This window comes from Chryseobacterium sp. T20 (assembly GCF_047345655.1).
GTDB lineage: Bacteria > Bacteroidota > Bacteroidia > Flavobacteriales > Weeksellaceae > Chryseobacterium.
Map to the genome: position 1 here is coordinate 51,209 of NZ_JBLFDU010000018.1, position 11,696 is coordinate 62,904.

The window sequence follows — 11,696 nt, forward strand, 5'->3', positions numbered from 1 at the left end:
TATTTAGTATAATAAAAATTAATGTCATGAGAAAAATTCTATTTTGTTTGATGGCAATTTTGGTTTCATCAAATTTTTATTCACAAGTGAATATCTCTGCCACGGCAGGAACAGCTACAGGAACCTATACCACATTAAAAGGAGCATTCGATGCTATTAATGCGGGAACACACCAGGGAGCAATTACAATCAGTATCACAGCAAACACAACAGAAACAGCCACCGCGAGTCTGAATGCCAGTGGCGGAGCGACAAGCTATACTTCTGTTGCTATAAAACCCGCAATAGGAGTTACAGCTGCTATTTCCGGTGATATTGCCAGTGCGCCCTTAGTAAGAATACTGGGTAGTAACATTACCCTGGATGGAAGCAATGCTGCTTCAGGAACTACAAGAGATCTTACTCTTACCAATACTTCTACTACAGCCCCGCAGGTACTTACTTTTATAGCGGCTTCCGCTGCCGCCGCAAATACTAATATTATGGTTAAAAACCTGAATATTGTAAATGGTATCAATACTTCTTCTGCTTTTGTCATGTATGATGGTGCAGCGACACCTACAGGAGGCTTCTTTAATAATGTTACCATTCAGAATAATGCAGTGAAGAAAGCGTATATGGGAATGTATTTATTTGCTGCTACAGCGGCAGGTAATGGCGCGAATACTCTGGTGACAGGAAATGATTTAAGTGCTACAGGAACTGATGCTATCCGCCTTGGCGGAATTTATGTACAGGGAGCAGATGGAGTAACGGTAAGCAATAACACGATTGGTAATTTCGAGACTACCATTGCTGAGATCAAGAGAGGAGTTTGGTTTGCCACTGCCACTGTTAATTCTTCCATTATTTCCAATACTATTACCAATCTTGGATATACCGGAACTTCTACCGGAGGAGCTGCAGGGATAACTGTAACCGCTGGTAATACGGGAGCTTCTGCAACGGCCAATATCATCGTAAGAGGGAATACAATTTCCAACTTTAACTCCAGCGGAACAGGAACTGTTTTTGCAGGGATTTACGCAGCAGCAGCAACCACCGGAGTAACTATAGATAATAATAAAATTAACGGGATAAAAAACACCAATGTTTCAGGATATGGAGCACAGGGGATTTATCTTGCAGCAACAGGCCTTACCTCTAATACCTTAGTTGCCAATAATGTAGTGAGTGGGGTAGCCGGTTATGGATATGCAACCACCGGAGGTGTAAATGATAATGGAAACGGAATCGTTATTGGTGCAGGAGGTGGATATAAACTTTACTATAATACCGTTGTGATGAACTTAAGCCAGACTGTTGCAGGAAGACCATCGGCTTTAAATATCACAAGTGGAGTAACCGGTTTGGGAGGGATTGATGTAAGAAATAATCTTTTTGTGAATACCCAGACTCAGGCAGGAGACCGGTATACTATTTATGCAGGAGCAGCAAGTGGTGTTTTCTCTTCCATTAATTTTAATAATTTCTATTCTTCAGGAACTAATCTGGGCTATATTGGAGGTCTTGCAAAAGCAACACTTGCAGATATCCAGGCAGGATTCGGAGGAAATGTAAATTCTTTGAATGTTCTGCCAGTATTTTTATCAGCTACTGATTTCCATTTATCAGCTACAGGAAATGCAGCTCTTGATAACAAAGGAACTCCGGTTGTTGAAGTAACTCTGGATGCAGATGGTAATATAAGAAATGCTTTAACACCAGATCTTGGAAGCTTTGAATTTACAGTCGCAGTGTTAGCGGCCAATGAAGCTGCGAAAAAGAATACGGTAAATGCCTATCCAAACCCTGTTACAGATTTCCTTTATATCAATAATGATACAAGGATTAAAGATGTTGAAGTGTATAATGTTTCAGGCCAGAGAGTTCTTAGCGAAACAATTAACGCTGAAAAAGGTTCTGTAGATATGAGACGTGTCACTGCAGGAGTTTATATTCTAAAAATAAATACAGAAAAAGGATCTCAATCCTTGAAAATCATTAAAAAATAACTGTTAAACTAATAACCAAAAGAAATCCCCAATAGCGATATTGGGGATTTTTTATTGTCAAAAATAATGGTCATTATTAGAAACTTGCTTTTACCTGCATACTTCCGATATGAATGGTACGGTCACCGGAATTTCTTCCTTCGTAATTAAGATTCAGCTGGATAAACGAGTTGATAGCCTGTTGGATAAATACACTCCATACCTGGTTTTTTCCAGGTTTAAGCCCATCCAGCATCTGGTTTCCTACAATACTGAAATTGTTTCCTGTAAAGTTGTTACTGATGAATGAGAAGTTTCCACGGATAGACGTTTTTCTTCGCTCCCACTGAATCGTTCCCGTAACATCAAATGCTTTAAGAAGTTCTTCACCATCCAATCTTTGTTTCTGACGGAAAGCAGAAGATAATTCAGCCTGGATAGCATCTGTAAATTTATAAGTTGCTTTTGGCTTGGTTTCAAAATTATTGAGACGATAATCTCTGGTTTTAAATAATTGTGAAGAGTTTTGAATATCGTGCACCGAGTTTTCCCAATCCACTCTGAATTCTTTATTGAACCAATATCCTATATTCAGGAAATGAGAAGTCTGCTCACGTTCTTCATTACTGAAATTCGCATTGATGAGATTATCATTGGTGATGAATCTGTAATTTCCGTTCCAGCCTGATTTATCGGTTGGATTAAACTGTACAGAAGCAAGAATGTTCTGATTTTTAAGAATCTGGTCACTGTTCTTTTCAAAAGGATTCAGAACAAGTACTTTTTCCTTTTTGTAGAATGAGTTTTGAGAGTTTAATGAAATATTGAAATTCCAACGTTTTAAAAATCCATTTTCAGAGTTGAAAACAATAGCCGGATTAACAAATAAGGCCAACTGCAATTTATTTTTATTGGAAGGAATATATCTTACAGAATTAGTATACACACGGATGTATTGGGCAAGATCGGAATACTCGGCAATTTCAAATTCGTCCAGCTGCTGAACGCCGTCTCCGTTATAATCGGTCCATTTATAGACACCTTGTCCGTCCGTTACTTTGATGTACTGAAATTCCCTCTGGGCTTCCTGTCCGTTCCCCAGTTCATAGAAAGCCTGAAGACGCATACCGTTTCTGAACAGTTGTTGATTGTATAAGATGTTTCCAACAACAAAATCATTATTACGGGTTACTTCACCTTCTGCACCTGCGTAGAAGAATTTTCGGTAGTGAATTAGAGCATTTAAACTGGTTCTTTCGGTCTTGATAATCTGACTTTCAGCCATGATCCCTAAAATATTGTTCATATTCTGAAGTCTGTTATCACGTACTGAGTCATTATCTCTCATATATACTTTCGCCAATAATTTGGTTCTTGTACTGTCACCGATTTTCTTTTGCAAAAAGATTTCTTTCCAGCTGAAACTTGTGACATCCAAAAGCTGAGTATCATTGTACTTTTTCTCGTTATGCTCCATGCTTCCACCAATGGCCCAGCTTCCTTTTTTACCGGTAAATTCTGTTGAAACTCCACCACGGATGAACTTTGTATCCTGAAGAGTAGCATTGGTACTCAGATAAGACAGATTCCCTTTCGTAAAGAATTTTCCCGTCAGCCAGCCGAAGTCAAGGTCATTTTTAATCCCTTTGTAGGAATCCTGTTCATTCAGGTAATTGATGCGGTAATTCAGCGTAGATTTATTATTCCATTTATTAAGGAAGCTGAAGGTAAATCTGTTTTGGGTCTTTTTATTGAATTCCTGTGTAAGGTTGAAGTCTCTGGAGAATTCCACATCATTGATACGGTCAAGGATATGAAACTGTCTGTCTATATATTGATATTCAAAGCTTGGAGTTCCTCTCCATGTATTCTTTGTGAAACTTTTATTTCCAAAAATACGCCATGCATACCCCATGTTCTGATCAGAATCTTTTGATGAAAATAAATTGACATCATAGTTACTCAGAGAGATGTCAGCGCCTATTTTTCCTTCATTTAACAGGTATTCTGAGTTCAGAGAGTATACCTGCGATTTCTGAGGAGAAGGAAGTTTTCTTACGGCTCTGTAATCTCCGCCATTAGGGCCTACATATTCAAAAACACGTCCGTTGTTAGTGGTCTGTGCTATTTTATAGTCTCCCTGATTAACTCCGAAATAGGTAAAAGAAACCTGATAAAGCGTTAAACTTGAATCCGTAGAATATTCATAGAAATTTCCTGCAGCACTTAATTTGTATAAAATTTTATTGACATCATATTCCGTTATCACTCCTGAAGGAGCATACATCAGGTCAGGATTATTTCCAGCTTCTGCAAGAATTTGTTCATCTTCTTTAGAAAGGTTTAGAGAAAGAGGTGCATTTTTGTTGTCATTTTCCATAAACCAGTTGAATCCTACTTTGAATTTCTCTCTCTGATGCTCAAGCTTCCCTGTAAACAAATACCTTGAATAATTCCTGTTGGCGTAGTTATAAGAAATGGTAATGAAATTCTGCTGGAAAATAGGACGGAAACTGGTAAAGGTAACTTCACCTGTATTGTAATTGATAATATAATCCTGGTTTTCACCACGCTTCATTAAAATTCCATCAATAAAAACCTGTTCAGAACCGGAAATCAGCGTGATAAATTGTTCACCGTTCTTACCTGTCAGACGGTAAGGTCCCTGGTTACCTTCAACCCCCTGAAAACGTATTCTGTGGAATTCACTTCGTGCCACACCTGCAGAGATATCTACGAATGTCTTATTCTCTTTACCGAATTCTGTCTGGAACTGAAGTCCCATACTTCTTCTCTGGTATTTGGCAAAATAATTCTTAGCTTCTACAAGATCAAGATGTCCTGCTCTGAGGATAGACTTATCTTTAATATTAAGCTGCATATAGATTTTGTCAAACTCCTCTAAAGTCTGGGTATAGCCATCAGCTTGTATAGGCAGGTTATGATCTGAAATACTCGCTAAAATCGTTACATCTTTTGATAACCGTCCAGAAATTTGAAGATCCATAGAACTTTGTACAGATTGCCCCTGATTATTACCAAAAGTAATCCCCCGGATGATAGAACCTTTTGAATTAAGTTCTCCTAAGAATCTTTTTTTATCATTCTTGGCGAGTACAGCTTCATCAATAATGATCTTATTATGCGTTCTTATGAAATCCAGAGTGTCCTTTGCAAAGATGTCCTGTTCCAGCTTTGCTGCAAGAATACTGTCTCTTTTGATGCTGTCTTCCGGGACATTGGGATTTTTCCACGAAAAGACCTGAGCATTTCCTGAAAATATGCCTAAGAAGAACAAAACGAATAGAATGACAAAATTCCGCAACTTTTAAAAATAATTCGTAAAAATAATTAAAAAATGTTAACATTAAGAGGTCAACTATAATTAACAAAAACTTAACCTCTTTATTGTCCCAAAAAAAAAATTAGAATGTAGTTTTGTTACGGAAAGAAAATTATTAACAACAAAAAAATTAAATCATGAAAAAACTTTATTCTCTTTTTGCAACAGTTGTGATAAGCGCAGTTGCTTTTGCACAAACAACTTACCTTTGGGATGGTAGTTCTGTAAATCCCATTTCTGGTACTAATGCTAATATTTCAAGTGTAGCGTTTGCAGCAACTCAGGGAAATAATAATGGTACTACTAATTTAATTACGACTTCATCTGTTTCTTCAGGATATACAGGAGCAAGCGGATCCAGTAATTTTGGCGCTGCAGCTTTTAAAGAGGTTCTTTCAACTGCTACAAGTACTTATTTTAGTGTAACGGTAACTCCTGTTGCGGGTAATAAAGTAACTTTAAATTCTTTAAATTTAGGATCCAGAGGAACCTCTACAGGACCTGGAAAAATTACAGTATATTCAAGTATTGATAACTATGCAACAGCAATAGGTACCGTAATTGTTAACAATAATAGTACATGGACATTGAATAATATTCCTTTTTCAGGATCTAATTTAATAGGGGCAGAATCAGCTCCGGTTACCTTAAGAATCTACGGAAGTGATAGCCCTGGTACAGGAACTCCATCTCTTGGTACTGCCAACTGGAGAATAGATGATATTTCTTTGACAATTACTTCATCTACTGCTTCTTTAGCGGTTATTGATGCTAAAAACGCAAAGTCAGGAAACTTCGTAAAGAACTCTTTCGTTAAAAATAATGAGATTGTTTTCGGATCTGATGTAAAAGACGTGAAAGTTTTCAATATGTTCGGACAACTTGTAAAAGAAACTTCAGTAAAACAAAACGAATCTGTAAGTGTAGCTGAATTGGCAAAAGGAAACTACATCGTTACAGGTACAGTAAACAACCAGCCGGTTTCTCAGAAAGTTCTTAAAGACTAATTTCTTTTTAGATAAAAATAAAAAAGCCACTTCACTGAAGTGGCTTTTTTGTGATTGTTTCCTGGTTTTTAAGTTTTTGTATCCTATATATTTCTTAATTTGGTGGTATTGTTTTTGATGTTTTATTTTTAATCCATTTCTTAAAATTATTACGATGAAAAAAATCTTTACTCTTGTTGGACTTACATTCTTAACTTCCTTTTCCAATGCCCAGATTGTTATTAATGAGATCTATGGCGGGAATGCCAATTCAGGGGCAGTATTGAAGAATAATTATATCGTCCTTAAAAATATCGGAACTAATTTGGTCTCTTTGACGGGAGCAAGTATTCAATATGCTCCGGCAATAGGTGCTTTCACGGAATATCATACGCTGCCGGACTTTACTTTAGGGCCGGAAGAAACCTATTTAATTCAAGAGTCAGCAATTGAAGGAGGTGTTGAAAATCTACCAACACCGGATTTTATTGCCACTACGATAACTAATTTTGATGGAACGCCTAATCCATCTTCCGGGCTGAAAATCTCCAGTGTATCAGGAAAAGTAGCTTTAGCCGGAAATATCGTACAGGTGACAGGACCTTCTGCATCCAATGTACTGGATTTTGTAGGGTACGGATCGAATGCAGATCAGTTTAAAGGAGACGGACCAGCTCCTTCTCCCACTACAACCACAGCTATCAAAAGAACTTTGGTAGGCAGTAATGATAATATGACAGACTTTTCTCTTGAAGGAAGTGTGAAATCAGGCTTTGTGCAGAATCCATTCATAAAAGACAGTAAAGTAGTGTTCGGAACTGAGGTAAAAGATGTGAAAGTGTATGATACATTCAGGCAGGTCGTTAAAAAATCACCTACGAAACTGGCCTCCACTCTTGATATTGCTGAGCTCCCAAAAGGAACTTATATTGTCACAGGAACGATTAACAATATTCCTATATCGCAGAAAATTATAAAAGATTAGTTTTAAATAAGAAAGGACAACCGATAACAGGCTGTCCTTATTTTTTATTTTTTAGAATCTTACTTAATACCAGCCTCTTCTCGCTGCATTAATAATTGATCCGAGATTAAGAATTAAAGTGTATCTGATACGCTTCCCATAATCTTTGAATGAAGGTTCAAATCCTAAAGAGGACTGTATCGGGAAATAAACTTCCAGAAAATCTGGGATGATTCTTACCTTAACTCCGGTGTCCCAGATGAATTTGGCAGGAAGATCTTTGTTTTTATAAACTCCGGCATCTGCATATACGTGGAATATTTTCCAGACACTTGAGTCTATGTTGGCAGAAGTGATCCATTGGTTTACTGTTCCCGGAAGAAAAGATTTAAAACCACCATCAGCTAATATAAACTGCTGAGAAAGAAGACCGCTGCTGGCACTTTCTCCCAAAAGAGTATAGGAGAATGAATAGTTTGAAACCCTTGAAATTCCATAATCAAAAAGATTATTTCGGGTATTGTTTCTTAAGAAGTATCCGGCAAATAAACGTAAGCTTAGCTTTTGTTTAGGAGCAAATTCCCATCTGTAGAAGCCTTCAGCTGTTATTTTATTGAAATCTTCCATTCCCTGGGTACTTAGGCTGAAGCTTTTTTCATGAATCATCTGGCTGTCGCTATAACCATACCCGATACTCCAGAGGTTATATTTGCTGTAATCATTATTGGCGATCATTGTAGGGCTCAGATCCCTTTCAAAATAATTATAGGAAACTCCCAGACTTCTGCTTACTGTACTTCTTGGGTTCTTTCTGAAGTTAATGGAAGATGATATTGAGGTTTTTCTGTAGGCCAGATCATAATCATAATGGAAATAAGAGCCTGAAAGCCCAAATGTCAGACTTCGGATAATACTTTCAGCAGGCAGAATAGAGTAGGAAACAGCTCCTGAACCGGTCAGTTTGCCTGTTCCTGTACTATAAGTTGGAGTCACCGAATACAAAAATTTCTGATCAAAGAAAGACTGATTTTTGAAATTGGCTCCCAAGAGAAATTTATCATACGTATTATTGAAACGTACTCTTGGGGTGATATAGATTTCGTTGTATTCCGGATTTGGAATGTCTTTTATTAATTTAAGTTTAATTTTTTTAGCATTGGAAAACAATCCTTTTGCATACAGGAAGTTGTCTCTGTAATTAGATTCAGGGAAGATATAGCCGCTGTTTAAAGTAACTTTATAAATATTTTCTGATGCAGGAAGGGAAAGGCTGGTAGTACGTTCATTTTCCTCGGTGTCTATCCAGTAAGCTTTCTTTTCCCCTTCTTTGGTTTCTGTTTCCAGTTTTACCGGAATAGAAATATCTGTATTTCTAACAATTTTTATTTGTAGTGAATCGTTTTCTTTTCTAATATTTTTTAATTTAAAATCAACCCTGTTCTTCTGTTTGAAAAAGTTGGAGAGATAGGCTGTTGATTTATTATTCTCAGAAAGTGAAACCAGAAACTCATCAGGGTTAATTTTTTTTCCGGAATTCTGAGAAATATAATTTTTTAGAATCCCATTGAATTGGTCATACCCCATTTTGTCTGCCGAGTAGTTGAAAAGACTTCCCGTTTCAAAACTGCTGATAGCCATGTCATTGAAATTACTCAAAACAGGGAAATGCTCATCGATCTTCTGATCAAGGTTTTGCAGCATGATGTACTGATAGGAAAGTCCATAGCGGTCCAGAAGTTTTACTTTGGATGCATGGAATAACTTTAAAGGTTTAAGTCCAAAGATTCTGGTCTCGGGAAGTGTACCTAAAAGTTTCGTTTCACCATAGAATTTTTTGAGGTACTGAATTTCAAGATAAGACTTTAAACCATTTTTAAACCAATGATCTTTTTCTTTATCTGCAATCACGCCTTCATCAAGAATTTTCTTGGCAATGATTCCAAAATAATCCAGATCCGTTTTTTCTGTATCGGTAAACAGTCGGAATTTAAACTTCCAGAAAGTAATGTCATTATTTCCGAAAAAGTCTTCTTTAGCTCGGAATTTATCTGAAATAAAAATGCTTTTCGGAAGAAATCCGATGCGTTCCTTAATGAATTTTAATTGTAAAGGAAGATAAAACTCCAGGTTTTGTTTTTCTTCCGGTTTAAGATTATATCCAAATTTGATTTCGATTTCATCACCGTCAACATTGGTTTTGATGGATTGAAATTCTGTTGGAGAAATCAAAAATTCAGGGTCTGAGTCAAGATACCCCTTAAATGAATTCATCTGAACCTGCGGAAGATTACCTTCAACAAAACTATTTACAGGGATGTCAAAATTGATGGTCCAGAAAGTATTAAAATTTACCTGTTCCTCGATATCGTGGTAGTTTCTTTTGGAAATATTGTCCGGATCAAAATGATCCGGAACAATAAAGAAATATTTTAATACAGTATTCTGAGTGGATGTTCCGTATCCCGTAAAGTTTTTATCGGGAAGCTGCATCCTGTATTGCAACTGTAAAGTGACGCTTTCGCCAGGTTTTAATACATTTTTCAGAGGAATAAAAAGATTTTCATCTGAGAGTGTATTGACAGGAAGGACTTCATTGTCAGAATTTTTAATATTCAGTTCAAGAAGTTTTCCCAATTGATCATTTTTTGCAAAATGCAAATCATTATTTCGGTCTTCCAGTTTTCTGTAGACTAAAGAAGTTCCCCGTTTATTGTACGCGGAAACCCAATTCAGGAGTTTTACAGTTTGAAGGTCTTTTCCGGAGTGATTGTAATAAACAATTTCCTGGCGGACCTCAAGGTTCTTTTTGTCAGGAGACAGTTTTGTTTCAATGTATATACTGTCTGTCTGTGCAGAAACCTGTACAACTCCACATAACAAAATAAGGCAAAGGCTGATCTTTTTCAAATATTCGTGATAAAGCCCAAATATAACTTATTTTGTATATACTTTATAGGATTTTAACCCTGAATTGCTTTTTTTTCCAAAGAATTAATATAAGCATTCCATCCCTCTGTTTTATAAGTGATTGCTGATGCTTCAGGATCATTGGATTTGTAGATTCCTCTTCCTACGATAATGAAATCTGTATGAAGTGTTTTGAAAACATGCTCAGGGGTGTTATACTGCTGTCCTTTACCATCTCCTGAATCTGCAAGATTTACGCCCGGAGTGAATAATAAAAGATCCTCAGGAATTTTATTCTGAGATACACCACCAATTACATTAGGATGAGATAAAGCTACTTTTAAAGCTTCTTCACGATAGCTTGCTGTTGTTAAAGCACCTTTTGAAGACATTCCGACGATAGCTACCACTCCTACATTTTTGAAACAGTCTAATGATTCAAAACCTCCGATTACCTGAGAAGTTACGAAATCTGCCCAATCTGTAATTTTGAAAACTCCGCTTGTGAACTGAAGTTCCTGTGTATTTCCGATATCAGCAAATTTTCTGTCTTCCATTAGTAAGAACTGGTGTTTTGCTGCAATAGCTTTTAAAGGAGTAATTGTTTTTTCGTATTCGAAATCAGAGATAATATCGATATGAGTTTTTAAAGCAATAATATGTGGTCCTACTTTTTCAGCAAGTTCCAATAGCTCCTGAGTGGTTGTAACATCAGCAGAAGCAATAAGGTTTGATTTTTTTGCTAAAGCGGTTTCCAGTAATTTTTTCGAAACCGAATGTTGTGTTGACTGAAGTTTCTGCTCATAAGAAGATCTTGTTTCTTCTTCAAACTGAATGTGATTCCCTTGAAGGAAGTCCTGAATTCTTTTTACTTCTTCATCTGATAATTCACCTGTTTCCTGAAGAATATTACATACTTCCGAAATATTGAAAAGAGTGTGTACTCTATATCCTTTACCTTCCAATAATTGTTTTCCGCCCTGCTCTCTGTCTAGTACCACCACAATATCAGAAACTTTAAGATCTTCCTGTTCAATCTCAGGAATGGTTTCCAGCAAAGATTTTCCTGAAGTGATCACATCCTCTACCAAAAGACAGTTTTGCCCTTTCTGGTAAATTCCTTCAATCAGTTTCTTTGTACCATAGCTTTTCGCTTCTTTTCTTTTAATAATTAATGGAATATAGCTTTCCAGAGACATAGCAGTTGCCATAGGAAGAGCAGCATAAGGAACTCCACAGATTAAATCAAAATTATCTAATGGAAGCATTTCCAGTAAATAATTAGCAAGATTTTTTAAAATTTTAGGATCTGAAGCCAAAGGTCTCAAGTCTACATAAAAAGGACTTTCAATACCACTTTTCAGGGTAAACCTTCCGAATTTAATGATTCCTAGTTTGTAGCACTCTAAGAAGAATTCTTTTTTACTTTCCATTATTTTTTATTAGATATTGCAAATTTAAGGAATTGAAATAAGGCTTAAAAATTTATCGCTCATTTGTCAACAAAAAACCATCCCGGATGG

Annotated in this window: 6 protein-coding genes; 3 read left to right on the forward strand and 3 right to left on the reverse strand. The window is 36.5% G+C overall.

The genetic code is table 11. The annotated features are described in order from the left end of the window. The first annotated feature begins 26 nt into the window (after window positions 1-26). Window positions 27-1,994, forward strand: a complete 1,968-nt coding sequence (locus tag ACMA47_RS24140) for a T9SS type A sorting domain-containing protein (RefSeq protein ID WP_413931843.1) — start codon at window positions 27-29, stop codon at window positions 1,992-1,994. A 76-nt stretch (window positions 1,995-2,070) separates the two neighbouring features. Here ACMA47_RS24140 and ACMA47_RS24145 read toward each other — a convergent pair whose 3' ends face one another. Next, on the reverse strand, window positions 2,071-5,298 hold the full coding sequence (locus tag ACMA47_RS24145; protein ID WP_413931844.1) for a hypothetical protein: 3,228 nt from the start codon (window positions 5,296-5,298) through the stop codon (window positions 2,071-2,073). 155 nt (window positions 5,299-5,453) lie between these two features. Between ACMA47_RS24145 and ACMA47_RS24150 the strand changes: the two genes are divergently transcribed. Then, entirely contained in the window at window positions 5,454-6,323 is an 870-nt protein-coding gene (locus ACMA47_RS24150) for a T9SS type A sorting domain-containing protein (RefSeq protein ID WP_413931845.1), read from the forward strand. A gap of 154 nt (window positions 6,324-6,477) precedes the next feature. Further along, on the forward strand, window positions 6,478-7,287 hold the full coding sequence (locus ACMA47_RS24155; protein ID WP_413931846.1) for a T9SS type A sorting domain-containing protein: 810 nt from the start codon (window positions 6,478-6,480) through the stop codon (window positions 7,285-7,287). Between the two features lie 63 nt (window positions 7,288-7,350). Here ACMA47_RS24155 and ACMA47_RS24160 read toward each other — a convergent pair whose 3' ends face one another. Both ACMA47_RS24160 and pyrF read right to left on the reverse strand, forming a co-directional pair. After that, the gene (locus ACMA47_RS24160) at window positions 7,351-10,173 is read right to left on the reverse strand and encodes an aminopeptidase (RefSeq protein ID WP_413931847.1); all 2,823 of its coding nucleotides are present in this window, start codon (window positions 10,171-10,173) and stop codon (window positions 7,351-7,353) included. Between the two features lie 53 nt (window positions 10,174-10,226). After that, entirely contained in the window at window positions 10,227-11,606 is a 1,380-nt protein-coding gene (gene pyrF, locus ACMA47_RS24165) for an orotidine-5'-phosphate decarboxylase (protein ID WP_079243122.1), read from the reverse strand. Window positions 11,607-11,696 lie beyond the last annotated feature (90 nt).

Coding starts and splice junctions, on each gene's coding strand:
- ACMA47_RS24140 (WP_413931843.1), top strand. CDS start 27: ATGAGAAAAATTCTATTTTGTTTGATGGCAATTTTGGTTTCATCAAAT.
- ACMA47_RS24150 (WP_413931845.1), top strand. CDS start 5,454: ATGAAAAAACTTTATTCTCTTTTTGCAACAGTTGTGATAAGCGCAGTT.
- pyrF (WP_079243122.1), bottom strand. CDS start 11,606: ATGGAAAGTAAAAAAGAATTCTTCTTAGAGTGCTACAAACTAGGAATC.
- ACMA47_RS24155 (WP_413931846.1), top strand. CDS start 6,478: ATGAAAAAAATCTTTACTCTTGTTGGACTTACATTCTTAACTTCCTTT.